Here is a 22,647-nt window from a genome sequence, read left to right on the forward strand (position 1 = left end):
CCGTGGTCTGCCGCCCGGGCGCGCACCGCCCGGGGTGGAGCGTGTCTCAGGCCCTCGGCCGCGCTGCCCGTGCGAGCAGCAGGCTCACGTTCTGGCCGCCGAAGCCGAAGGAGTTGGTCATTGCGTATCCGGCCCGTGTCTCCCGCGGCTCCTTGCGGATGTGGTCCGCCGGGCACGCCGGGTCCGGGTCGTCGAGGTTGTGCGTCGGCGGGAGCAGGCCCCGGCCGAGCGCCAGCGCGGTGGCCGCCGTCTCCAGCACCCCGGAGGCGCCGAGCAGGTGGCCGGTGAGCGCCTTGGTGGAGCTGACCGGCACGCCGCCGACGCCGAACACCTCGGCCAGGGCGGTGGTCTCGGCGATGTCGCCGAGCTTCGTGCCGGTGCCGTGCGCGTTGACGTAGCCGACCCGGGCGGCGGGCACGCCGCCGCTGGCCAGCGCGCGCCGCATGCACTCCGCCGCGCCGGCGCCGTCGGGGCGCGGGGCGGTCGGGTGGTACGCGTCGGTGGTCGCCCCGTACCCGGCGACCTCGGCGTAGCCGGTGACGCCGCGGGCGGCGGCGTGCTCGGCGCGTTCCAGCACCAGCAGGGCCGCGCCCTCGGCGAGGACGAACCCGTTGCGGCGGGCGTCGAACGGCCGGCTCGCCGCCGTCGGGTCGTCCCAGCCCCTCGCCAGCGCCCGGGCGTTGCCGAAGGTGTCGGCGAACGTCGGGAACAGCGGCGCCTCGCTGGCCCCGCAGAGCACCACGTCGGCCTCCCCGGCCCGGATCAGCCGGACCGCGTCGGCCACCGACTGGGCCCCGGAGGCGCAGGCGGTGCCGACCGAGGAGGTGTAGCCGCGGATGCCGTGCCGGATGGCGATCCGCGCCGCCGGCATGTTCGGCAGGATGCCGGTGAGCAGGTACGGGCTGACCGCCGCGCGGCCCCGCTCGGCCCGTGCCAGCACCTGCGCCTCCAGGGTGGCCATCCCGCCGACCCCGCCGACGATGACCCCGATCCGGCCCGGGTCGACGTCCCGGCCCACCGCGATGCCGGCGTCGGCGAGCGCGTCGGCGGCGGTGAGCAGGGCGAGCACCACGATCCGGTCCAGCACCCGGGTCTCCGGCCCGGAGGCGACGGTGCGCGGGTCGATCTCCGGGAGCAGGCCGGCGACCTCCAGCGACTGCGCGGCGGGGTGCCCGGCCGGTGGCCGGCTCAGCCCGGACCGCCCCGCGCAGAGCGCGTCGAACGTCGCCTCGACGCCCCGCCCGACGGGCGTGAACAGCCCCATCCCGGTGATGACGGCGGTCACGACGGCGACTCGGTGAGATAGCGCTCCCGCAGGGCGACCTTGCGTACCTTGCCGGTGACGGTGACCGGGATGTCCGCGGGGCGGACCGGCACCACCCGGCGCAGGGTCGCACCGACGTCCTCCCCGAGCGCCGCCCGGACCCGCTCGGTGCGGTCCTCGGCGTCGTCGGCGCCGGCGGCGAGTTCCAGCAGCACGTCGGTGACCACCCGGCCGGCCTCGGCGACGATCACCACGGTGCAGTCGGTGACGTCCGGGCAGGAGGCGAGGATCCGCTCCTCCGACAGGGCGGTGTAGAACCGCCGGCCGTCGCCCGCGTCGACGGAGTCGACGGCCCGGTCCATGTGGTAGTAGCGGCCCTGCGCGTCGGCGTACACCAGGTCCCCGGTGAGGTACCAGCCGCGCTGGCGGAACCGGTGGGTGGTGACCGAGTCGTTCCAGTAGCCCCGGAACAGCGACGGCGAGTCGACGCCCAGCCAGCCCACCTCGCCGGTCGGCACCGGCTCGCCCTCGGCGTCGAGCACCGCGACGCGGGCGAACTGGTAGGGGCGGCCGATGCAGCGGCCGTACCGGTCGGTGTCGGCGCGGTGGGTGATGTGGAACATCGAGTGCCCCATCTCGCTGGAGCCGAGCCCGTCGATGAAGACCGAGCCGGGCACCCGCACCACGCCGTCGCGGGTGACGGTGTCGCGGGAGCCGACCGCGACCAGCCGGCGCACGTGCGGCTCGTGCGAGCAGTCGCCGGTGTTGAACCACAGCGACACCGAGTCCAGGTCGTACGCGGACAGGTCGAAGCGGGCCAGCTCCGCCCAGGTCACGGAGAAGCCGAACACCCCGTCGGGGCGCCAGCGCTGGATCGCGTCCAGCACCCGCTCGCCGCCCTGCTCGGACAGCAGGAACATCTCCGCGGAGTTGCCGAGGGCCTGGTTGACCATGAGCACGGTGGCGGTGTGCGGGGCGGGCAGCGCGTTGAGGATGCGGCGGGTGCCCTGCGCCTGCGGCATGGTGAGCAGGTGCCGGGTGGCGGCGAAGAGGCTCGCGTGCGAGTGCAGCACCGCCTTGGGCACGCCGGTGGTGCCGGAGGTGTGGGTGATGACGACCGGGTCGTCGGCGTGGTGCCGGTAGTGCGCCGGCGCGGCGGCCGGGTCGCCCGTGCCCGCCTCGGCGGGGGTGCCGATCACCGGCACGCCGAGGTCGTGCCCGGCCAGCAGCGCGGTGTGCGCGTCGTCGGCGAGCACCCCGACGCCGCGCAGCCGGCGGATGTACTCGGCGGCGATCTCCGGGCGCAGCTTGCCGTTCATCAGCGCGGGGACCGCGCCGAGTCGGGTCAGCGCGAGGAAGCTGAGCACCATGTCGGCGGCGGCGGTGGCCCAGACGGCGACCGGGTCGCGCGGCTTGACGCCCCGCTCGTGCAGCCACGCCGCGCGGGCGGCGACCCGCTCGTCGAGCCGGCCCAGCGTGAGCGGCCGCTCGGCCGGGTGGCCGTCCACGGCGGTGTCGAAGGTGAGCCCCGGCCCGTCCGGGTCGGCGCCGTGCGCCAGCACCCGGGCCAGCACGTTGCCGGCGCCGATCCGCTCGTCGGCGGCCAGCACCCCCCGTAGTCCCCTGCTCCTCATGGTGTGTCTCCTCCCCCCAGCAGCACCGCGACGGCCCGGGTGCCGGTCGCGCCGTCGGCGCCCGGCTCCCGCGCACCGCCGTCGTCCGGCGCCTGTTCGATCAGGACCAGCAACGCCTCGTCGGCGTCGCCGTCGTGCAGCAGCAGGTCGACCTCCGCGATCCCCTCGTCGCGCGGGTCGCCCGTCGGCGCGAGGCAGACCACCGGCCCGCCCAGCCCCCAGCGGGCGGCCACGTGCCCGGCCACGCTGTTGGGCACCGACTGGAAGAAGAACAGCGGTCCGGGCCGGCCGCCGGCGGCGACCGTGGCCCGCACGTGCGCCGCGCTGGCCCGGTCCCCGGCCGCGCTGACCAGCACGACGGCGGTGCGCTGCCCGTCGGGCGCCGGCCGCTCGCCGTACGCCCGGCTCAGGCAGCGCTCGGCGACCGCCGCGACCAGCGGCGGGAAGCTGGAGTGCACGAATCCGGGCACGGGCGGCGGCGCGGCGTCGCCCGGTTCGGGCCAGGCCGCCTCGGCCAGCACGGTGCGGCCAGCGGCGGCGGGCGCCACCGCGTCGCGGGCCGCGCGCGGGCCGTCGACCCCGCTCATGCCGCACCCACCAGCAGGGCGGTGTTCGCGCCGCCGAAGGCGGCGTTGAGGCTCAGCGCGTACCCGGTGGCGGCCGGCCGGGGCGCGTCGCGGATGACGTCGAGCGGGCAGGCCGGGTCGGGGCCGAGCCAGCCGGCGTTGACGGGCAGCTTCCCGTGCCGCAGGGCGAGCACGGTGACCACCAGTTCCAGCAGCCCGGACGCCTCCAGGGCGTGCCCGTGCAGCGCCTTGGTGGAGCTGATCGGGGTCCGCCGCGCCGCCGCGCCGAGCGCGACGCCCAGCGCCGCCGCCTCGGAGGCGTCGCTGTAGCCGGTGCCGGTGGCGTTGGCGTTGACGTACCCGATCGCCTCCGGCGCGAGGCCGGCCCGGCGCAGCGCCGCGGTGACCGCGCGGGCCAGGCCGCGACCGCCGGGTTCGGGCTGGCAGGGGTGGAACGCGTCCCCGGCGCGGCCCCAGCCGAGCAGGTCGGCGACCGGCGTCCGGGCGACGGCCGCGGATTCGAGCACCACCGCGGCGATCCCGTCGCCGAGCAGCAGCCCGGTGCGCCCGGCGCTGAACGGGCGCACCGCGCCGTCGGTGGCGAGGGCACGGCCGGCGTCGAACAGCGCGTACTGGTCGGGCTCGACGAGGTAGCCGGCGGCGACCACCGCCCGGTCGACGTCGCCGCGGCGGATCAGCGTGGCGGCGTCGGCCACCGCGCTGCTCGCCGAGACGCAGGCGGTGGTGTACGCCCGGGTCGGGCCGGTCAGCCCGGTCCGGGCGGCCAGGGCGGTGGTGAGCGCCGGCACGCCGGCGCCGCCGTGCACGGCCAGCAGCAGAGCGGTGCCCGCCCGGCGGCCGGCGTCGAGCCCGGCGGCCCGGCAGGCGGCGTCGACGGCCTCGGCCAGCTCGTCGGCCAGGTCGCCGACATCGGGCAGGGTGGCGGCGGCGTCGACCCGGCGCGGCGCCGTGTCGAAGCGGTCCACCGGCCGGAACGCGGGCGTCCCGGCCAGCACGCCGGCGAGCTGCGCGTCGGCGCCCCTGCCGAGCGCGCTGGTCGCGTGGACGCCGGTGAGCTGGACGGCCACCGGCTCAGCCATCGGCGGCGGCGGTCAGGGCGGTCCGGAAGACCGCCAGGGCGTCGTCGACGGTGCGGATCCCGGCGAGCTGGTCGTCGGTGAGGTCGAGCTGCCGCTCGTAGCGCTGCTCCACGAGGTGGACCAGCCAGGCCAGCTCGATCGAGCCGATCCGGTCGCCGACCTCGGCGGCCGGCTTCTGCGTGAGTTCGGCGAGCATCGTCACCAGGTCAGCTCGCCCCAGGTCGGGCTGACCGGCCATCAGGAGTTGTCGCTCGTCGCCCCGGCGACCCGGTCGGCGACCATCGTGGTGAACTCGCCGACCGTCATCAGGGCCAGCTTCTCCGACTCGTCGTCGGCGAACTTCAGGCCGTAGCGGTCCTCCACCCGCACGGCCAGGTCGGCGAGGGCCAACGACTCCAGGTCCACCCCGGACGGCCCGAGGGTGGTGTCGTCGTCGATGTCCTCGACGTCGTAGTTCATGTCCTCGAGCTGCTCGACGACGAAGGCGCGGATCTCGGCTCGCATGGTTAACCTCTTTCCGTGAGCCAGTTACCGGTGCCCGGTCGGGACACCGTGTACGTGTGGTTCGGCCGCGAGGGCGGCGGTCGGCCGGCCCCGGCCGGGTGGCTGCTGCGGCGGGCGGGTGCCACGCTGCTCGGCCGCGCGCAGGCGCAGATCGTGGTGGGGCACGGCCCGTACGGGCGGCCCGTCGTCGCCGCGTCCGGGGTGGAGGCTCGGCGGGAGCTGCCGGTCAGCGTGAGCCGCGCCGACGGGGTGGTCGTCGTCGCCGCCCGCCCGGCCGGCCCGGTCGGGGTCGACGTGGAGTGGTTGCGCCCGCTGCCCGCCGTGGCGCTGGCCCGCCGCTGGTACGCCCCGGCCGAGGCGGTCTGGCTGGCCGGGCGGCCCGCCGACGGCCGGGCGGCGGACTTCCTGCGGCTGTGGACCGCGAAGGAGGCCGTGGGCAAGGCGCTCGGGGTGGGGTTGCGCGACGGCGGCCTGCGCCGGCCGATGCCGGAGCCCGGTGGGCCCGGCGGCGACGGGCCGCTGCGGCCGGTGCCCGGCGGCGGGGGCCTGCGTGTCGGGCACCCGCCGGTGGGCGGGGGCCTGGTCCTGGCGGTCGCGGTGCTCGCCGCCGACGCGCCGCCGGTCGAGGTGGTCGTGGTCGAGGGGGAGGTCGGGGCGGCGCAGCGGACCGGTCACGTGGCCGCCGTCCGCAGCGCGTCGACCGAGCGGACCAGCTTGCCGGTCGTGGTGCGGGGCAGCTGATCCAGCAGGTGCAGGGTGCGCGGCCGCTTGTAGCCGGCGAGCCGCTCGGCGAGCAGCTTGTCCAGCACCTCCTCCGACAGCGGCCCGTCCGGCTGCACGTACGCGGTGATGCCGCTGTCCCAGACGACCACGGCGGCGGCGACGCCGGGCAGTTCGGCGACGGTCGTCTCCACCTCGGTGAGGTCGACCTTCAGGCCGCCGACGGAGACCTGCGAGTCGAGCCGCCCGCGCACGGTGACCAGCCCGGTGTCCGCGTCGACGGTGCCGGCGTCGCGGGTGTGCAGCCAGCCGTCGGCCCAGCGGGTCGGGTCGCTGAGTCCCACGTACGGCGAGGCGGGGCAGCGGATTCGCAGCTCGCCGTCGACCTCGCGGACCTCGATGCCGGGGGCGGGGGCGATCGCCGGGCGGTGCCGCCCGTGCAGGTCGGTGCCGATGACGCCGACCTCGGTCATCCCGTACATGTTGCCCAGCGGCACGCCGTGGCGGTCGGTGAAGGCGCGGGCCACGGCGGCCGGGACCAGCTCGCCGCCGGTGGTCATCCGCTTGAACTGCGGCAGTGGGCCGGCGGGCCGGGTGGAGGCGAGCAGTCCGATGTGGAACGGCACGCCGAGGACGGTGGCCGGTGAGTCGCCGGCGGCGATCGCGGCCAGCACGGCGTCGCCGCTGAGCCGCTGCGGCGGCACCAGTTCCACCCCGGCGTGCAGGCCGTAGAGCAGACCGCCGACCAGGCCGAGCACGTGCACCATCGAGGGCAGCAGGATGATCCGCTCGCCGGGCAGCGCCACCCCGTCGATGCGGGTGTAGCGGTGCACCTCGGCGACGAGGTCGGCGGCGGTGCGGCCGATCACCTTGGACGGGCCGGTGGAGCCGGAGCTGAGCTGGATCACGGCGTGCCCGCTGACCGCGGGGCGGTCGGCGTACGCGGTGACGCCCTCGGTGACGTCGACGAAGATCCGCAGCGCCCCGCCGCCGGTGCGCACCGGCGCCACCACCACCTGCGGGGTGAGCCGCTGCAGGGCCCGCGCCACCTCGTGGTCGGTGAGCCGGTGGTCGAGCAGGACGGCCTGCGCGCCGCTGCGCCAGGTCGCCAGCAGGTTCACCACGTACGCCAGCGAGGGCGGCATCCGCAGCGCCGCGGCGCCTGCGGGACGCAGTCCGGCGGCGTGCAGCCGGGCCTGCGCGTCGATCACCAGTCGGCGCAGGGTGCCCCGGTCGACCGGTTCGGGCAGTCGGAGACAAATGTCGGTCGGACGGCCTGCGAGCAGAACTTCGTCAACCCATCCTGGGTCTTCCGCCGCAGGATTTCCTGTCGTCACTGACGTTCACCGCCCAGCATCAAAGAGGGCAAATCTGCCCAGAAAGTGCGTCCATCGGGGTGCTGCGGGGAACCTTACGACGCCATCCGGATTCATCACCAGATGCAAATGGCTAGATCAGAAAGAGCGGCCGGCCGGATTGCCGGCAGCCGCTTCGGCGGGCAGGATCGGGCGGGTAGGCCGGCTCTGGGTAACCGCCGGATGACACCTCGTGCGTACGGTCGGCATCGTCCCCCGGACGGCCGATGGCGCGTCCACAGCGGAGCATGCGGGGTGACAATCCCGGCCGGGAGCGACGGATGCGGCGGTTCGGGCGGCATCGCACCGCCGCCCGTCCACACCGGACCGGGCGGCACCGGCGCGCGCCCGCACGGGCCGGCCGCCCGGGTGGCGCACGCCGCGGGCGGGCGGGAACGGGCCGTCGGGCCGGTGCGCGGCACCCACGCGCCACGCGCGCCGCGGGTGGACACGGCGACGCCGCCGGCGCCCGACGGGCACCGGCGGCGCGACACCCCCGGGTCAGGCCGGGGCCGGCGTGGGGGTCTGGGCGTGGATCAGGAAGCGCAACGACCGGGCGTCGGTGAAGCACTCCCGCATCGGCCGGACCAGCTCCCGGTGCTCCGGGCTGCGCTCCCACGCCTCGAAGTCGGCCAGGCTCGCCCACTCGCTGGTGATCAGCCACTGCTCCGGATCGGCCGACGAGCGGCAGACCTGGTCGACCAGGTGCCCCGGCACGCCACCGGCGACCAGGTGCCGGATCTGCTCGTACGCGGCCAGGAACGCCTCCGTGCGCGGCGCCGGCACCCGCACCAGGAAGACCACCCGCGCCCGCTGCCCGCTCATGCCGCCTCCTCGCTGCGCCCGTTCATGTCGGCTCCTCGCTGCGCCCACTCACGTCGTCGCTCCCCTCGCCGGCGCGGCCCCCCGCAACACCAGCGCGCTGTTGAACCCGTCGAAGCCCCGGGCGCAGACCATGGCCAGCCGGCTGCGCGGCCGCCGGTGCTCCCGCAGGAAGTCCAGCTCGCAGCCGTCGGCCACCTCGTCCGGGCCCGCGGAGGCGGGCAGCGTGTCGTGCCCGAAGGCGAGCAGCGCGGTGGCCACGTCCAGCGCCGAGCCACCCTGGTGCGCGCGGCCGGTCAGCGGCTTCTGCGTCGTCACCGGGGGCGGCCGGTCACCGAAGACCGCGCGCAGCGCCTCGGCCTCGCTGCGGTCGTAACGGGGCACGCCGAGCGCGTCGGGCAGCACCACGTCGACCGCCTCCGGCCCGACGCCGGCCCGGTCCAGGGCCAGCCGCATCGCCCGCGCGTACTGCACGGGGTCGCCGGCGCTGTCCGCCGTGGTGTGCGCGCCGTCGTGGGTGGCGCCCCAGCCGGTCACCTCGCCGTGCACGCGGGCACCCCGGGCAAGCGCGTGGCCCAGCTCCTCCACCACGAAGACCGCACCGCCCTCGGCGGGCAGGTAGCCGCTGGCGGCGACGTCGAACGGCCGGTAGGCCCGCTCCGGATCGGCCACGTCGCTGAGCAGCCCGGAACGCAGCTGACAGGCCAGGGCGTACGGGCTCAGCGGGCACTCCGTCGCCCCGGCGATCACCACCGGCGTGCCCCGGCGCACCGCCCGCGCCGCGTGCGCCAGGCTGTCCAGCCCGCCGGCCGCCTCGGCGACCAGCACGCCGCAGGGCCCCTTGAACTGGTGGTGGATGGAGAGCTGCCCGACGCTGGCCGCGTAGAACCACGCGATCGACTGGTACGCCCCGACCGTGCGGGTCGGCCCGCCCCACAGCCGTTGCAGCTCCCGCTGCCCGAACAGGTTCCCGCCCGACGAGCTGGCCAGCGCCACCGCGTACCCGTACGGGTCGGGGGCCCGCTCGGGCAGGCCGGCGTCGGCCAGCGCCAACCGGGTCGCGGCGAACCCGAGGTGCGTCCACCGGTCGGTCTGCACCAGCCGCCGGGTGTCCGCGTACGCGCCCGCGTCGAAGCCGGGCACCTCCCCGCCGTGCCGCGTCGGATACCCGGCGGGGTCGAAGAGCGTGATCGGCCCGGTGCGGCGGGTGCCGGCCAGCACCGTCCGCCAGTGCGCGTCCGCGCCGATCCCGCTGGGCGCGACCACCCCGATGCCGGTCACCACCGCCCGGGCGGTCACGGCAGCACCGCCCCGGACAGCCGGCGGAACACCATCGCCGACTGGAAACCGCCGAACCCGCTGCCCACCGACAGCGCCACGTCCACCGGCAGCTCCCGCGCCTCGTTCGGCACGTAGTCCAGGTCGCACTCCGGGTCACGGGTGGCCCAGTTGGCCGTCGGCGGCACCACACCGAACTCGACGGCCAGGGCGCACGCGGCCATCTCGATCGCGCCGATCGCGCCCAGCGAGTGCCCGACCATCGACTTGATCGAGCTGATCGGCACCCGGTACGCGGCCTGCCCGAGGGCCCGCTTGAACGCCGCCGTCTCGTGCCGGTCGTTCTGCCGGGTGCCCGAGCCGTGCGCGCTGATGTAGGAGACCTGCTCGGGGGCGATCCGGCCCTGCCTCAGCGCGGCCGAGATGGCCAGCCCCATCTCCAGCCCGTCGGGGCGCAGCCCCGTCATGTGGTAGCCGTTGCTGCGGCTGGCGTAGCCGGCGACCTCGCAGTAGACGTGGGCCCCGCGCCGCCGGGCGTGCCCGGCCTCCTCCAGCACCAGCACCGCCGCGCCCTCGGCGAGGACGAAGCCGTGCCGGTCGGCGTCGAAGGGGCGCGAGGCGTGCGCCGGGTCGTCGTTGTCCGGGCTGGTCGCCTTGATCGCGTCGAAGGAGGCGACGGTCACCGGCGAGATCGGCGAGTCGGCCGCCCCGGCCAGCACGACGTCGGCCTCGCCGTCGGCGATGAGCTGGTGGGCGTACCCGATGGCGTCGATGCCGGAGGTGCAGCCGGTGGAGACCACCTGGGCCGGGCCGTGCAGCCCGTACCGGCACGCCACGTCGGCGGCCAGGCTGCTGGGCACCAGCGCCTGGTAGAGGTACGGGCCGCCGCGCGCCGCGTCGACCAGCCACCGCCGGCCCGTGTCGCTGACCGTCACGTACTCCTGCTCCAGGGCCATGGTGCCGCCGACGGCGGTGCCGAGCACCACCCCGGCGCGGTCCCGCTCGGCGTCGGTGAGCTCCAGCCCGGCGTCGGCGACCGCCTCGGCCGAGCAGGCGAGCGCGAACTGCACGTACCGGTCGGCGCGCCGCCGCTCGGCCTCGCTGAGGCCCGCGGCGACCGGGTCGAAGTCGCACTCGGCGGCGATCTGCGACCGGAACGCCGACGGGTCGAAGAAGGTGATCCGCCGCGTCGCCGTCCGCCCCTCGGTGATGGCCTTCCAGAACCGGTCCCGGCTGGCGCCGCCGGGGGCGACCACCCCGACGCCGGTCACCACCGTGCGGCGCCCGGTCACGACGTGACCTCAGTTCGCGACTGCGGGGCTCGCAACCCCGGCTCACTCCTCGCGCTCACGACGCGCCCCGCTGCTCGACCAGCTCGGTGTCGACGTGGCCGAGTTCCGGGCGGGGAGCCAGCGGCCCCAGGTGGAAGACCACCTCGGCCGGCTCGTCGCCGGTGTTGCGCAGCCGGTGCCGCACGTAGCGCGGCACGAACAGCGCCTCCCCGGCCGCCAGCGGCACCGGCTCGTCGTCGAGGTCGACGGTGATCGCGCCCCGGGCCACGTACAGGAACTCCTCGCTGTAGGGGTGGTAGTGCTCGGCGATGCGCTCCCCCGGCAGCAGCGCCGCCACCCCCAGGAAACCGGAGGTGCTGCCCACGGTCTTCGGGCCGAGCAGCACCCGCAGCTCGCCGCCGCGGCGGCGGTCCGGCGCCACGTCGGCGGCGGCGACCCACCGCAGGGCCTGCTCACTCATCGCCGGCTCCCGTCGCCTCGTCGGCGGGCGCCGCAGCGGGCGTGGCGGCGGGCCCCCGGGCGGCCGCGCCGGCCCGCGCGAGCCCTTCGATCCTGTCCCTGATCACGGCGAGCTGCACGGCGCTGTTGGTGTTGATCCGCTCGGTCATGCCGGCGTTGTCCACCGGCGCGGTCGGCTTCATCGCGAAGTCCTGCACCCACGTCATCCGCGTACCGCCGGGCTCCTCCGCGTAGCGCCAGTGGATGTGCATGTACTCGAACGGCCCGGTCTCCACCCGCCGGGCGCGGACCTCCCGGGTGGCCGGGTCGGCGGTGCGCTCGCTGACCCAGCTCCACGCCACCCCGTTCTCGTCGGGGTGCATGGTGAGCCGGAACCGCACGGTGTCGCCGTCGCGGTGCAGGATCTCCGCCCGGGCGTACTCGGTGAACAGCTCGGGCCAGCCGGCGACGTCGTTGGTGACGTCCCAGACCAGCGGCAGCGGCGCGGCGATGAGCACGCTGTTCTCGGTGTGCCCGGGCGGGTCGGCGCGGCAGGCGACCAGCTCGGCCACGCCGGCGATGCTGAGCTGCCCCGCCTGCTCGGGGATCTGCACCTGCCACCGGTCGGCGACCACGGCGGACAGTTCGAGCAGTGCCAGCGAGTCCATGCCGAGTTCCTCCAGGGACGCGGCCGGGGCGCGGGCGGCCGCGTCGGCGTCCAACCCGCAGTTGGTTACCAGAATGTCGGTGATCTCGGCGGTCAGCGGACGGCCATGGGTGACGGTCAACAGAGCCTCCTGTGGTGTGCGTCGGACGGACCGGCGAGCAGCTGGTCGACCAGGCCGGTGGAGTAGCGGCCCTTGCGGAACCCGGCGTCGTCGAGCACCCGCCGGACGAACGGGATGGTGGTGCGGACCCCGGACCCGGCGACGTCGAACTCGTCGAGGGCCCGTTCCAGCCGGTTGAGCGCCAACTCCCGGTCGGGCGCCCAGACCGCCACCTTGGCCAGCAGGGAGTCGTAGTGCGGGCCGAACACGTAACCGGCGTGGCCGTGCGTGTCGACCCGGGTGAACGGGCCACCGGGCGGCACGAAACGGTCCAGCCGGCCGGGCGTCGGGGCGAAACCGCGGTCCGGGTCCTCCACGTTGACCCGGCACTCGATGGCCACCCCGTGCGGGCGGACGTCCTCCTGCCGCAGGCGCAGCGGCACCCCGGCGGCGATGTGCAGCTGCTCGTGCACCAGGTCGATCCCCGTGATCATCTCGGTGACGGGGTGCTCGACCTGGATCCGGCAGTTGATCTCCAGGAAGTGGAACCGCTCGTCCGGATCGACAAGGAACTCCACCGTGCCGGCCCCCGTGAAGCCGGCGGACAGCGCCCCGCGCAGGGCGCACTCCGCGATGGCCTCCAGCGTGCCGGCCGACAACGCCGGGGCGGGCGCCTCCTCCACCAGCTTCTGGTGCCGGCGCTGCACCGAACAGTCCCGCGTGCCCAGGTGCACGCCGTTGCCGTGCGAGTCGCACAGCAGCTGCACCTCGACGTGCCGGGCACCGGTCAGGTACCGCTCCACGTAGACCCGGTCGTCGCCGAAGGCGACCTGCGCCGCGGCCCGGGTCCGCGCGTACGCCCGGGGCAGCTCGGCCGGACCGGCCACCACCGTCATGCCCCGGCCCCCGCCGCCGGCCGCCGCCTTGACGATCACCGGATAGCCCACCTCGGCGGCCACCTCCGCCGCCGCCGCGGCGGTGGGCACCGGCGCGACGCTGCCCGGCGGCAGCGGCAGCCCCGCCCGGCGCATCAACGCCCGCGCCGAGGACTTGTCCGCCAACGCGGACATCACCTGCGGCGGCGGACCGATGAAGACCAGCCCGTTCTCGGCGCAGATCTCGGCGAAGTCGGCGTCCTCCGAGAGGAACCCGTAGCCGGGGTGCACCGCCTGCGCGCCCACCTGCCGGGCCGCCTCCACGATCGCGGCGGCGTTGAGGTAGCTGCGCCGGCTGGCCGGCGGCCCGATCCGCACGGCCTGGTCGGCCAGGCGTACCGCGGCGGAGTCCGCGTCGGCCGTGGAGTAGACCACCGCAGTACGCACCCCCAGCTCGCGGCAGGCACGCAGCACCCGCAGGGCGATCTCACCCCGGTTGGCGATCAGCACCTTCTCGAACATCACCCACCACCTCAGGCCGGATCCAGCGCGAGCAGCGGCTGGTCGTACTCGACCGGCTGGCCGTCGGCGGCGATGACCTCGGCGACCCGGCCGCCCCGCTCGGCGGTCACCTCGTTCATCAGCTTCATCGCCTCGACGATGCCGATGACCTGCCCGGGGCGCACCAGGTCGCCGACGGCGACGAAGGGCGCGGCGCCCGGCTCCGGCGCCCGGTAGAACGTGCCGACGATGGGCGAGCGCACCGCGTACCGGCCCGGGTCGTCCCCGGCCGGCGGGGGCGCGGGCCGCGCCGCGACCGGCCCGCCCTCCGGCGGGGCGTCCACCGGCGCGCCGCCGTGCCACTCCACCTCCAGCACCGTGTCACCGCTGCGCAGCCGCACCCGGCGGACCGGGCCGGCCAGCTCGGCGACGAGGTCCCGGGCGTGCCGCCGCAGCCCGGCCAGCACCGCGTCCACCCCGGACGCCGACTCCACGCCGGCCGGCACGGTGTCGACCGGGGCGCCGCCCGCGCTCACCGGGCACCCGCCCGCGCGCCGAGGCGGGCCGCGCCGAAGCGGCGGAAACGCTGCCGCCGGCGCCGCACCAGCGTGGCGGTCGGCACGTCGAGCAGCGGCAGCAGGTGCGCCAGCACCGCCGCCCGCAACGCCCGCGCAGCCGCCTCCGGATCCTGGTGCGCGGCCGGGGCCGGCTCGGGCACGACGTCGTCGACCACCCCCAGGCGGCACAGATCGGGCGCGGTCAGCCGCAACGCGCGGGCCGCCTCGGGCGCCGCCCCCCGGTCCGGCCACAGGATGGCCGCGCAGCCCTCGGGGCTGATCACCGAATACACGGCGTGCTGGAGCATCAACACCCGGTCGGCCACGGCGAGGGCCAACGCGCCGCCGCTACCCCCCTCCCCGGTGATCACCGCGACGACGGGGGTGGGCAGCACGGTCAGGGCGAGGATGTTCTCCGCGATGGCCGCCGCCTGCCCCTGCTCCTCGGCGCTCACGCCGGGATCCGCCCCGGGCGTGTCCACCAGGGTGACCACCGGCAGGCCGAGGCGGGCGGCGAGCCGCATCAGCCGCAACGCCTTGCGGTGCCCGGCCGGGCTGGCCATGCCGAAGTTGCGCGAAACCAGCTCGGCGGTGGTGTGACCCTTCTGGTGCCCGATCACCATCACGGCCCGGCCGTCGAGGCGGGCCAGCCCGCCGACCACGGCGGGACAGTCCGCGCCGAGGCGGTCGCCGTGCAGCTCGACGAAGCCGTCGAACGCCGTCTCCAGATAGTCCAGGGTGGTCGGCCGACCCGGGTGCCTCGCCAGCCGCACCGTCTCCCAGGCGTCGCCGCCCGGCCCCGTCACGGCGGCGGCCCCACCGGCCGGCCGCGCCACGACCGGCGACGGCTCCTGCCGCGGTACGCCCGCACGCGCCGCCCGCCGGCCCCCCGCACGCGCCGCGGCCAGCAGCGCCGCCAGCCGCCCCCGCAGGGCGTGCCGGGGCACCACCATGTCGACCTGCCCGTGCCGCAGCAGGAAGTCGGCGGTCTGGAAGCCCTCCGGCAGCGCCCGCCCGGTGACCTGACGGATCACCCGGGGACCGGCGAAGCCCATCCGCGCGCCCTTCTCGGCGAGCACCACGTCGGTGTTCGTGGCGAACGAGGCGGCCACACCCCCGTACGTCGGGTCGGTGAGCACGCTGACCGTGAGCAGCCCCGCCTCCCGCAGCGCGGCGATCGCCTGGCTCACCGTGGCCATCTGCATCAGCGACAGGGCGCCCTCCTGCATCCGCGCCCCACCCGAGGCGGTGACCAGGACCAGCGCGATCCCGTCCTCCAGCGCCCGCTCGGCGGCCCGGGTGATCAGCTCCCCCACGGCGCAGCCCAGGCTGCCGCCGAGGAACCGGAAGTCCATCACCGCGAGCGCGCACGGGTGCCCGCCGACGGTGGCGGTGCCGCAGACCACCGCCTCGGCCAGCCCGGTGCCGGCCCGGGCGGCGCTGAGCCGGTGCGGATACGGCAGCAGGTCCACGAAACCGATCGGGTCGACCTCCGCCGGCCGATCCGCCAGGGCGGCGAACGACCCCGCGTCGACGAGCTGGAGCAGCCGCTCGGGCGCGTCCAGGCGGGCGTGCGTCCCGCACTCGGGACAGACGTCGAGGTTGCGGCGCAGCCGCTTGCGGTACAGCAGGGTGGCGCAACCGCCGCAGCGGGACCAGAGCTGCCCCTCGCGGGGCGCGGTGGCGGTCACGACGGCCGCCCGGCGGGCGCGGCGTCGAAGCGGTAGAAACAGCGCGCCATCGCGTCGCGCGGCTCCCGCCACGTCGGCAGGTACGGCGACACGTACGGCCGCAGCCGGGCGCTGACCCGCGCGAACTCGGGATGCCCCCGGGCCGCCTCGACCGCCGCCCCGCCCGGCGCGTCCGTCTCCAGCAGGTGCACGTAGAGGTCACCCAGCCGGTACAGCGACCGGTGCCGCACCCCGACCAGGTGCGGCAGCTCGGTCGCGTCGGACTCGGCGAAGATCTCGGCGACGCGCGCCTCGGCGCTCGGCACCACCTTCGCGACGATCAGCGAACGGTCCATGGACGGGCCTCCCTCCACGGCATCCGGCGTCGGTGACGACGGCGCCGGCCGAGCCGGACGACTGGCGACACGATGCGGCCACGGCCGTCACGGCGGCGTCACCGCCGCCCGCCGACCCGCGACGCCACCTTGTGACGCTGCGTTGACGCGAACTGTGCATCCACCGCGCCGCCCTCATCGCCCGAAATGGACTATCAGCAGTTCGGAAGGGTTTTCGTGAAGACGGGACCACGCGCCGCATCCCGAACGACACATTGACCGAGAGTGACCACGATTGATAATCTTCGTCACGGTCAGCCCGGCGGCCGCGGCGCGCGACGCCGTGCCGCGGCAGAGCGACCCGACAGTGGGGTCAAGGGCAGCCGCGCCGGGGACAGCAGAGGAGTCGGGACGAGCGTTCCGCAGGGGGTGCCGCGTGGCCGCTGATCCGTCGATGCCCACCACCGGGCGCCGCCCCGGCACGGAGATCTCGCTGCACCTGCTCGGCGGCTTCCGGCTGCTGCACGACGACACCCCGGTCGTGGTGCCGCGCGGCCTGCAACGGGTCATCGCCCTGATCGGGCTGCGCCCCGGCGCCACCCGCAGCCACCTCGCCGGGCTGCTCTGGCCCGACGCGCCCGAGGACCGCGCCCTGTCGTCCCTGCGGACCGCGCTGTGGCGACTGCGCCAGGACCCCTGCTGCCCGCTCACCACCACCGGCGACACCGTACGCCTCAACCCCGTCGTCCAGGTCGACGTCGACGCCCTCGTCGGCACGGCGGCCAGGGTGCGCGACGGCGACGACCCGTGCGCCGCCGCCGCACTCGCCGCCGGCCGGCACGACCTGCTCCCCGGCTGGTACGACGACTGGGTCCTGGCCGACCGGGAGCGGCTGCGCCAGCTGCGCCTGCACATGCTGGAGGCGCTCGCCGGCCAGCACCTCGCGGCGGGCCGGCACGGAGAGGCCCTGGAGGCCGCGCTGGAGGCCATGGCCGCCGAGCCGCTGCGCGAGACCCCGCACCGGCTGGTGGTGCGCATCCACCTCGCCGAGGGCAACGCCTTCGAGGCCGTGCACGCCTTCTACGTCTACCGCGACCTGCTGCTGCGGGAACTACGGCTGGAACCCAGCGCGGCGATGACCGCGCTGCTCGACGACACCCTCGCGCCGATCCGCGACGCCACCCGCGACACCCCCGCCCGGCCGCGCCGCACCCCGCACACCCGGGTCGCCCCCCGCGCCCGCTGAGACGGCGCGCCCGGACGCCCCATGGCGGCGGCGGGCCGCCCCAGCGGGCCGGGCCGCCGGCACACGCCGGTGGCTCTCGGCAGTCTCAGTCGCCGCCTCGATACCGGTCGGCCCACCCCCGCCGTGACGCTTCGGCACCCGGAGGGCCAGGACGTTCCTGAGTTCCTTCCCCGCGTCGACGCAGCGAGGCGGGACGGGCGGTGGAGCGACGAGATGCCCTCGCCGGAGAACCGGCGAGGGCATCGTCAGTGGCAGCGCGGGCGACCGCCGGCAGCTGACCACCCCGACCGTTGTCGGGTCCGACAGGTGATCACGTCTGGCCGACCACATCGACGACGCGGGTGTCGGTGACGACGGTCCAGGACTCGTCGACGCCCCCGGCGTTGGATCGGACGCCGATGAACCGATAGGTGGCGGGGTCGAGAACGATCTCCTTGCGCTCCTTGCCCCTCATGGGATAGGTGAGGGCGATTCCGGTGTGCCCGCCGAGCTTCACCCTGCCCTGCACGAGTTTGACGCCGGGCAGTTTGGCGACGGCGCGGTAGAGCGCGGCCCTGAGTTCAGGCGAGATGATCGGGTCGTACGCCTGGAACAGGTCGGCGACCAGCGCGAAGGTGTAGGCGTCCACCCCGGGCTCGGTGGCCGCGTACTGGTCGGCCTGCTTGGCGGCTGCCGAGCGCAGCACGACCAGCAGCTCGTCGGGTTCGGTCGGCAGACCGGCGAGCGACTCGGGAGTCGATCGCCGCCCGGCGAGGTCGGGCCCCTTCGCCGCCAGCTCCGCCTTCTGGGCGGTGTAGCTGTCATTCCGCCGGTCGTACCGCTCCGGCTGGGCCCTGAGCAGTCCCGCCCGCTCGGCGATTGCCCGGTCCCGTGCGGTGAGTGGTCGGATATGGCTGTCCTCCCCCCGCGTCCGCACCGGGAACATTCCCTGCGGATCCAGCCACCGCTCGTCCCACCCCTCGACCCGCAGCCGCACCGTCTCGTGGCCCCACGAACCTCCGTCGTACGTCCCGATGTCGCTCGACTCGGTCCGCACGTAGACGTACTGCCCGGGACGGATGGGAAGGGCCGGGGCGAGGGCGGCCCGTTGCGCGACGAGTTCCAACACGGTGGCTGGCTCGGTGTTCGGACCGATGCCCGGCGAGGTCTGCGCCGGAGGCGGGTCTTCCTGATCGAGCAGACCTGTCGCTACGGCGGCACCGCCGACAAGACCGGCCAGTGCCAGCGCCGCCGAAACGCTCACCGCGAGCCGGTGCCATCGGGCGGCCGGGCCCGGCCGCCCGGTGGCACCACCGTGCAGCGTCCTGTTGAGTACGGCATGCCGCATGCGATCCTTCGCGTCAGCGGGCGCCCCGGTGAGGTCCGCCCGGAGCCGGGCGAGCATCCGCAGCCCCGGGTCGCCAGCATCAGCTGGCGTATATCGGTTCATTGGTTCGTCCATGGCAATTCGTTCTCCCGAACCTCAGACAACGGGCGGATGGTCAGGTGGATGGGGCGTAGTGGCTGGGTAGCGCCTGCCGGAGCTTGGCCTTGGCCCGGTGCAGCCTGGACCGAACCGTGCCTGGCGGCAGGGCCAGCGCGAGGGCGAGATCCGGGTAGTCCAGGCACGCCCACACATGCAGCAGGAGCACCTCCCGCTGTTCGTGCGGCATGGCCGCCAGAGCCTTCGCCAGCGACCGGGTGGCCGCCCGCGCGTCGAGCCGATCGCCGACCTCATCGGCGAACGACTCGTCGAGCGGCCGCGCGCCGTCGAGCGGATCCCGGCCCGCGCGGGCCAGCGCCCGCCAGCCCCTGGCCTCAGCCCGACGGTGTTTGTGCAGCAGATTGGCGAGGATGCCGAACAGCCACGGTCGTGCGTTCGGAGCGGTGACGTCGTACCGGTCGCGGTGGGCGAACGCCGCCGCGAACGTGTCGGCAACGAGATCCTCGGCCAGCTGCCGGCCGACGCGGCGGGCGCAGTAGTCGTACAGCTGATCCGAGTACCGCTCGAACAGTTCGCCGAACCGCTCTGGCGGACCCGTCATCAGATCCGCGTCCGGACTGTCCCTCAGGGGCACGGTCACCCGGGCAGCCTTCCTCTCTGGCTTCAGGTTGATTCCCGCTGTCTCCCGCACGGCCTACTGAACTTCCCGGCCAATCGCGTACGCGCGCACCACACTCTGCTCGACGGCGTTACCGGCCGCGTCGGTCGCCCTGACCCGCAGCGAGGCGTAGCCGCTGGTGGGATGCGTGACGCCGACGTTCCAGTGGTCGCCGGCCGCCGTGACGGTGGCCGGTGACCACGTGCGCCCGTCGTCGTAGGACACGTCCACGGTGAGCGAACTGATCCGCACCTCGTCGGCGCCCTGCCGGGTCACGTACACCGGGAGGCTGAACTGTCCGCCCGGGGCACGGTTGCGCAGATCAACGGCGGGGTCGAGCCGCACGGCGAGCAGCGGCAGTGGCTTCCCGTCGTCGACGGCCGAGGACCCGAACGTCCACGACGCGGCCACCTTCGTCCACAGCGGCCACCAGTCGGCTGCCCGGTGGACCTCGGCCGTCAACCGGTACGCGCCCGCCGACTCGGGCACGTCGAAGCGCCCGTAGCCCGGCTCCGGACTGGTGCCCACCAGCTGCCCGTCCCGGTACAGGCTGACCGAGCCGCTGTCGACACCCGGCTCGGGCATTCGCGGTCGGCCGGCCGAATCGCCGTGCATGGGCAGCGTCACGTCGAACGTGTCGTCCGATCGCCACGCCCACGGCCGCGGCACGTGCCCGCCGGGGCTGCGGAACGTCGGCCCGGCGACCGCCTTGTTCCAGACGACCCGATCCGACTTCCCGACCGTCAGGATCCGCACCTCGGACGCACGCGTGTCGCGGGCGGACCAGAAGAGTTCCCAGGTGCCGGGGGTGAAGTACTCCACGCGTTCCTGTCCGGGCCGCACCGGCAGGAAGCGGCCGGTCCCGACGCTCGCGCCGGAACTCTCGTACGCCGCGACGCGGTGCTCGGACCCGACCGCGTTGTCGTGGTACGCGGTGCGCACCGCGACCAGATCCGCGGTCCGCGCCCGCCGCAGCTGTGCCGTGTCCAGCTTGTACGGCACCCGGTACGCCAGCTCGTAGCGCTGCCTCGGGAACGGGCGGCTCGTGAACGACACCGTGACCTCGCCGGCTTTCGCCAACGCGGCGAACCGCTGCGTGGTCGGGCCCATGCCGTACATCGTCGGCAGCGCCGCCACCGGCTCCCCCGGCTTGCCGTCCGCCAGCGCGCCCATCAGCACGACCAGCGCCGCCTTCGCTCCGGCCGCCTTGATGGCGGCGGTCCGCTGGAGGACCTCCGCGATGGTGGTGCCGCCGGGAATCTCGACCAGCACCAGCTTGCCCCGACCGTCGATCTTCGCCAGGTCCTCCGCCGTGCCACTTCCGCCGTGCACCGTGGGTAGCGCGGCCTGCGCCGGCGGCTGCGGTGAGCCGGGGAGCCAGTCGACCGGAACCTCGAACGGTACGGCGCCGTCAGCCCACAGTTCCACGATGGGCTCATGCGCCTGTCGAGCCAGCCCCGAGCTGAAGGTGGGCGAACTGGTGCCCGGCACCGTCGCCGCGTACAGCTCGTGGAACCGCGGGTCCACCTGGCTGGGACTGCTCCACGTGCAGCCGCCGCAGCCGCTGACGGCGCTGATGGCGACATACGCCTGCGTACCGCCCCGGGCGGTCGGGGAGTCGGTGGTGACCGAAACCGGCTTGCCGTCCCTGGCATCCAGGGTCTGGACCATGTCCCGATCGACGATCAACTCGGGATGAGTGATCATCGTGTACGACGGCTCCCCGCCCGCCTGGTGGGTTTCGATCGTGCCGCGGACCGAGTAACGGCCGCGCGGTAGCCGCACCGCCTCCCCGGGCTTCGGCTCGAAGGCGTTCGACGGGTCGTCCAGGTCGATGATCAGAATGTTGGGATAGTCGACCGGCACGGCCGCGGCACCGTCGCGGGCCACGAGGCTGACCCTCAGGTCGTACCGCTCCTCCTCCTGGTACACCGACAGCGCGGTGCGCGTGGTCACCGTGCCGTCCGCGCTGCGACCGGTGAGCAGGCCGCTGTAACGGCCCGCGGCGCCGTCCTGCGCGGTCACCGTGGCCTCCACCGTCACGGCGCCGCCGGCCGGCACGGTCACGGTCTGCGCCGAGAACCTGACCAGCCCGGCCGGGGCCGGCTGCCCGTCTCGTCCGGTCAACGCCGCCGACAGGGCCAGCGTCACCGAAGCGTCCCCGTGGTTGCGCCAGGTGATGTGCTGCCGCTTGGACACACCGTGGTTCGGCCAGCTCAGCAACGTCGACGTGGTGCCAGTCGCGGTGACCGGCTGGCCGGTGGCCCGCGCCACGTCCACCCGACCCGTGCCGACAGCGTACGGGCCGGCGCCGGGTACCTCGGCCGCGGTGCTCATCAACGCCGCCTTCAGGTCGGTCGCCTTCCAGTCGGGATGCTGCTGCGCCAGCAACGCGGCCGAACCCGCCACGTGGGGCGCGGCCATCGACGTCCCGCTCATCCGCTGGTACGCGTCGCCCACCGCGTCCCCGAGCGGGTCGACGTCCGCCGGCCGGGCCGCCACGATGTCCGCACCGGGCGCGGCCAGATCCGGCTTCGCCGCCCCGTCCCCGTAGCGGGGACCACGGCTGGAGAACCGGCTGAGCTCGTCACCGACGCTCACGCTGCCCACCGCCAGCGCGGCGTCCGCCGCCGCCGGGGTGGAAACCGTCTCGTCGGCGCCGTGGTTGCCGGCGGCGACCACGAACAGGGTGCCGTGCTCGCGGGTCAGCTCGTTGAGCGCCACGGACATGGGATCGGAGCCATCCGTGGGCAGGCTCCCCAGACTCATGTTCACCACCCGGGCGCGGGCCTCCACCGCCGCCCACTGCATTCCGGCGAGGACGGCGTCGAACGTCCCCGACCCGGAGTCGTCGAGCACCTTCCCCACCGCGAGCGTGGCGCCGGGCGCCACCCCCCTGTACCTGCCGTCGGCGGCGGCACCCGAGCCGGCGACGATCGATGCGACGTGGGTGCCGTGACCGTGACCGTCCTCGACGGTGCCCTTGCCGGAGAAGTCCCTCGACGTGGCGACCTTTCCGGCGAAGTCCGGATGCTCCAGGTCGATACCGCTGTCCAGCACCGCCACGGTCACCCCGGTCCCCGTGTGGCCACGACCCCAGGCGACCGGAGCGCCGATCTTCGGCACACTCTGCTCCAGGTTCGTCCGGACCCTGCCGTTGAGCCACACCCGCCGGATGTCCCCGGCGAACCCACGCCCGGTCGAACGCACCCGACCCCAGAACTGCCTCGCGGTGCTCTTCCTCGCGTCGAGCGCCGCCATCGCCGTACCCGGCAGCGACCGTCGCACCACGGCGCCGGCCGGCGGAGCGGGTCGAACGGCCCGCCCGGTGTCCGCGTACTGCACCAGCAGCGGGACGGCGGGCACACTTGCATCGTCGTAGCCCTGGCGGATCAACCCGGTGACGTTGAACAACTCCCGGTCCAGCACCCCGTCGCGCACCAGCCCGGCCGCGTCATGGGGCAGGACGTACCGGTCGCCGCGCCGGGTGAACTCCTGGAACTGGGCGAGACCCGGCCGAGGCGCCGACTCGACCAGCACCTTGGTCTGGCCGCCGACGTCTCGCACCAGGACCCGGTCGCCGGTGATCAGGGTCACCCACTTCCCCGGACTCCGGTCGGCGGCCTGAGCCGCCGCCGGCGT

The 22,647-nt window shown here is 75.2% G+C and carries 21 protein-coding genes; 2 read left to right on the plus strand and 19 right to left on the minus strand.

Annotation, left to right across the window (positions count from 1 at the left end; translation table 11 throughout):
• Positions 1 to 46: 46 nt before the first annotated feature.
• Genes ACSNOB_RS12525 through ACSNOB_RS12550 form a run of 6 tightly spaced genes read right to left on the minus strand, consistent with a single transcriptional unit; the run spans position 47 to position 5,068 of the window.
• A complete protein-coding gene (locus ACSNOB_RS12525; protein WP_436686814.1) occupies positions 47 to 1,285 on the minus strand; it encodes a beta-ketoacyl-[acyl-carrier-protein] synthase family protein in 1,239 nt (412 codons plus the stop codon).
• The gene (locus ACSNOB_RS12530; protein ID WP_436686815.1) at positions 1,282 to 2,898 is read right to left on the minus strand and encodes a class I adenylate-forming enzyme family protein; all 1,617 of its coding nucleotides are present in this window, start codon (positions 2,896 to 2,898) and stop codon (positions 1,282 to 1,284) included. Before ACSNOB_RS12530 ends, ACSNOB_RS12525 begins: the two co-directional genes overlap by 4 nt.
• Positions 2,895 to 3,485 carry a beta-ketoacyl synthase chain length factor gene (locus tag ACSNOB_RS12535; RefSeq protein WP_436686816.1) on the minus strand — a complete coding sequence of 197 codons (591 nt, stop codon included), beginning with the start codon at positions 3,483 to 3,485 and terminating at the stop codon, positions 2,895 to 2,897. Before ACSNOB_RS12535 ends, ACSNOB_RS12530 begins: the two co-directional genes overlap by 4 nt.
• Positions 3,482 to 4,564, minus strand: a complete 1,083-nt coding sequence (locus tag ACSNOB_RS12540; RefSeq protein ID WP_436686817.1) for a beta-ketoacyl-[acyl-carrier-protein] synthase family protein — start codon at positions 4,562 to 4,564, stop codon at positions 3,482 to 3,484. Before ACSNOB_RS12540 ends, ACSNOB_RS12535 begins: the two co-directional genes overlap by 4 nt.
• Positions 4,557 to 4,802 (minus strand): acyl carrier protein, encoded by a 246-nt coding sequence (locus tag ACSNOB_RS12545; RefSeq protein ID WP_436686818.1) that lies wholly within the window; start codon positions 4,800 to 4,802, stop codon positions 4,557 to 4,559. The genes ACSNOB_RS12540 and ACSNOB_RS12545 overlap by 8 nt, the downstream gene beginning before the upstream one ends.
• Positions 4,802 to 5,068, minus strand: a complete 267-nt coding sequence (locus ACSNOB_RS12550; RefSeq protein ID WP_436686819.1) for an acyl carrier protein — start codon at positions 5,066 to 5,068, stop codon at positions 4,802 to 4,804. The genes ACSNOB_RS12545 and ACSNOB_RS12550 overlap by 1 nt, the downstream gene beginning before the upstream one ends.
• A gap of 15 nt (positions 5,069 to 5,083) precedes the next feature.
• Between ACSNOB_RS12550 and ACSNOB_RS12555 the strand changes: the two genes are divergently transcribed.
• Positions 5,084 to 5,809: a 4'-phosphopantetheinyl transferase family protein gene (locus ACSNOB_RS12555; RefSeq protein ID WP_436686820.1), complete on the plus strand. Its 726-nt coding sequence runs from the start codon at positions 5,084 to 5,086 to the stop codon at positions 5,807 to 5,809.
• Here ACSNOB_RS12555 and ACSNOB_RS12560 read toward each other — a convergent pair.
• The 10 genes from ACSNOB_RS12560 to ACSNOB_RS12605 form a co-directional block, all read right to left on the minus strand.
• The gene (locus ACSNOB_RS12560; RefSeq protein ID WP_436686821.1) at positions 5,740 to 7,125 is read right to left on the minus strand and encodes a class I adenylate-forming enzyme family protein; all 1,386 of its coding nucleotides are present in this window, start codon (positions 7,123 to 7,125) and stop codon (positions 5,740 to 5,742) included. The two genes, ACSNOB_RS12555 and ACSNOB_RS12560, sit on opposite strands and share 70 nt — an antisense overlap.
• A gap of 519 nt (positions 7,126 to 7,644) precedes the next feature.
• Positions 7,645 to 7,968 carry an antibiotic biosynthesis monooxygenase family protein gene (locus ACSNOB_RS12565; RefSeq protein WP_393108983.1) on the minus strand — a complete coding sequence of 108 codons (324 nt, stop codon included), beginning with the start codon at positions 7,966 to 7,968 and terminating at the stop codon, positions 7,645 to 7,647.
• A 48-nt stretch (positions 7,969 to 8,016) separates the two neighbouring features.
• Positions 8,017 to 9,264, minus strand: a complete 1,248-nt coding sequence (locus tag ACSNOB_RS12570) for a beta-ketoacyl synthase N-terminal-like domain-containing protein (RefSeq protein WP_436686822.1) — start codon at positions 9,262 to 9,264, stop codon at positions 8,017 to 8,019.
• A complete protein-coding gene (locus ACSNOB_RS12575; RefSeq protein ID WP_436686823.1) occupies positions 9,261 to 10,535 on the minus strand; it encodes a beta-ketoacyl-[acyl-carrier-protein] synthase family protein in 1,275 nt (424 codons plus the stop codon). Before ACSNOB_RS12575 ends, ACSNOB_RS12570 begins: the two co-directional genes overlap by 4 nt.
• A 55-nt stretch (positions 10,536 to 10,590) precedes the next feature.
• Positions 10,591 to 10,995 (minus strand): cupin domain-containing protein, encoded by a 405-nt coding sequence (locus tag ACSNOB_RS12580; protein ID WP_436686824.1) that lies wholly within the window; start codon positions 10,993 to 10,995, stop codon positions 10,591 to 10,593.
• Entirely contained in the window at positions 10,988 to 11,761 is a 774-nt protein-coding gene (locus ACSNOB_RS12585; RefSeq protein WP_436686825.1) for an SRPBCC family protein, read from the minus strand. The genes ACSNOB_RS12580 and ACSNOB_RS12585 overlap by 8 nt, the downstream gene beginning before the upstream one ends.
• The gene (locus tag ACSNOB_RS12590) at positions 11,758 to 13,137 is read right to left on the minus strand and encodes an acetyl-CoA carboxylase biotin carboxylase subunit (protein ID WP_436686826.1); all 1,380 of its coding nucleotides are present in this window, start codon (positions 13,135 to 13,137) and stop codon (positions 11,758 to 11,760) included. Before ACSNOB_RS12590 ends, ACSNOB_RS12585 begins: the two co-directional genes overlap by 4 nt.
• 11 nt (positions 13,138 to 13,148) lie before the next feature.
• The gene (locus ACSNOB_RS12595; RefSeq protein ID WP_436686827.1) at positions 13,149 to 13,652 is read right to left on the minus strand and encodes an acetyl-CoA carboxylase biotin carboxyl carrier protein; all 504 of its coding nucleotides are present in this window, start codon (positions 13,650 to 13,652) and stop codon (positions 13,149 to 13,151) included.
• Positions 13,649 to 15,364, minus strand: a complete 1,716-nt coding sequence (locus ACSNOB_RS12600) for an acetyl-CoA carboxylase carboxyltransferase subunit alpha (RefSeq protein WP_436686828.1) — start codon at positions 15,362 to 15,364, stop codon at positions 13,649 to 13,651. Before ACSNOB_RS12600 ends, ACSNOB_RS12595 begins: the two co-directional genes overlap by 4 nt.
• A complete protein-coding gene (locus tag ACSNOB_RS12605) occupies positions 15,361 to 15,699 on the minus strand; it encodes a TcmI family type II polyketide cyclase (RefSeq protein ID WP_393108967.1) in 339 nt (112 codons plus the stop codon). The genes ACSNOB_RS12600 and ACSNOB_RS12605 overlap by 4 nt, the downstream gene beginning before the upstream one ends.
• A gap of 415 nt (positions 15,700 to 16,114) precedes the next feature.
• Here ACSNOB_RS12605 and ACSNOB_RS12610 point away from each other — a divergent pair, with 415 nt between their 5' ends.
• Complete coding sequence (locus ACSNOB_RS12610; protein WP_436686829.1) at positions 16,115 to 16,924, plus strand: AfsR/SARP family transcriptional regulator; 810 nt, start codon at positions 16,115 to 16,117, stop codon at positions 16,922 to 16,924.
• A gap of 310 nt (positions 16,925 to 17,234) precedes the next feature.
• Here the strand turns inward: ACSNOB_RS12610 and ACSNOB_RS12615 are convergent, their stop codons facing one another.
• Genes ACSNOB_RS12615 through ACSNOB_RS12625 form a run of 3 tightly spaced genes read right to left on the minus strand, consistent with a single transcriptional unit; the run spans position 17,235 to position 22,602 of the window.
• On the minus strand, positions 17,235 to 18,365 hold the full coding sequence (locus tag ACSNOB_RS12615) for a CU044_5270 family protein (RefSeq protein WP_436686830.1): 1,131 nt from the start codon (positions 18,363 to 18,365) through the stop codon (positions 17,235 to 17,237).
• A gap of 40 nt (positions 18,366 to 18,405) precedes the next feature.
• Positions 18,406 to 18,987 (minus strand): RNA polymerase sigma factor, encoded by a 582-nt coding sequence (locus tag ACSNOB_RS12620; protein ID WP_436686831.1) that lies wholly within the window; start codon positions 18,985 to 18,987, stop codon positions 18,406 to 18,408.
• A gap of 54 nt (positions 18,988 to 19,041) precedes the next feature.
• Positions 19,042 to 22,602 carry a S8 family serine peptidase gene (locus ACSNOB_RS12625; protein ID WP_436686832.1) on the minus strand — a complete coding sequence of 1,187 codons (3,561 nt, stop codon included), beginning with the start codon at positions 22,600 to 22,602 and terminating at the stop codon, positions 19,042 to 19,044.
• Positions 22,603 to 22,647: the final 45 nt, after the last annotated feature.

It is taken from the genome of Micromonospora sp. URMC 106, from assembly GCF_051386395.1.
Taxonomy (GTDB): Bacteria; Actinomycetota; Actinomycetes; order Mycobacteriales; family Micromonosporaceae; genus Micromonospora.

Bases quoted from the DNA above. Each gene is read 5' to 3' on its own strand.
- ACSNOB_RS12530 (WP_436686815.1), bottom strand. From the start codon at position 2,898: ATGAGGAGCAGGGGACTACGGGGGGTGCTGGCCGCCGACGAGCGGATC.
- ACSNOB_RS12535 (WP_436686816.1), bottom strand. From the start codon at position 3,485: ATGAGCGGGGTCGACGGCCCGCGCGCGGCCCGCGACGCGGTGGCGCCC.
- ACSNOB_RS12540 (WP_436686817.1), bottom strand. From the start codon at position 4,564: ATGGCTGAGCCGGTGGCCGTCCAGCTCACCGGCGTCCACGCGACCAGC.
- ACSNOB_RS12545 (WP_436686818.1), bottom strand. From the start codon at position 4,802: ATGGCCGGTCAGCCCGACCTGGGGCGAGCTGACCTGGTGACGATGCTC.
- ACSNOB_RS12550 (WP_436686819.1), bottom strand. From the start codon at position 5,068: ATGCGAGCCGAGATCCGCGCCTTCGTCGTCGAGCAGCTCGAGGACATG.
- ACSNOB_RS12565 (WP_393108983.1), bottom strand. From the start codon at position 7,968: ATGAGCGGGCAGCGGGCGCGGGTGGTCTTCCTGGTGCGGGTGCCGGCG.
- ACSNOB_RS12580 (WP_436686824.1), bottom strand. From the start codon at position 10,995: ATGAGTGAGCAGGCCCTGCGGTGGGTCGCCGCCGCCGACGTGGCGCCG.
- ACSNOB_RS12590 (WP_436686826.1), bottom strand. From the start codon at position 13,137: ATGTTCGAGAAGGTGCTGATCGCCAACCGGGGTGAGATCGCCCTGCGG.
- ACSNOB_RS12605 (WP_393108967.1), bottom strand. From the start codon at position 15,699: ATGGACCGTTCGCTGATCGTCGCGAAGGTGGTGCCGAGCGCCGAGGCG.
- ACSNOB_RS12615 (WP_436686830.1), bottom strand. From the start codon at position 18,365: ATGGACGAACCAATGAACCGATATACGCCAGCTGATGCTGGCGACCCG.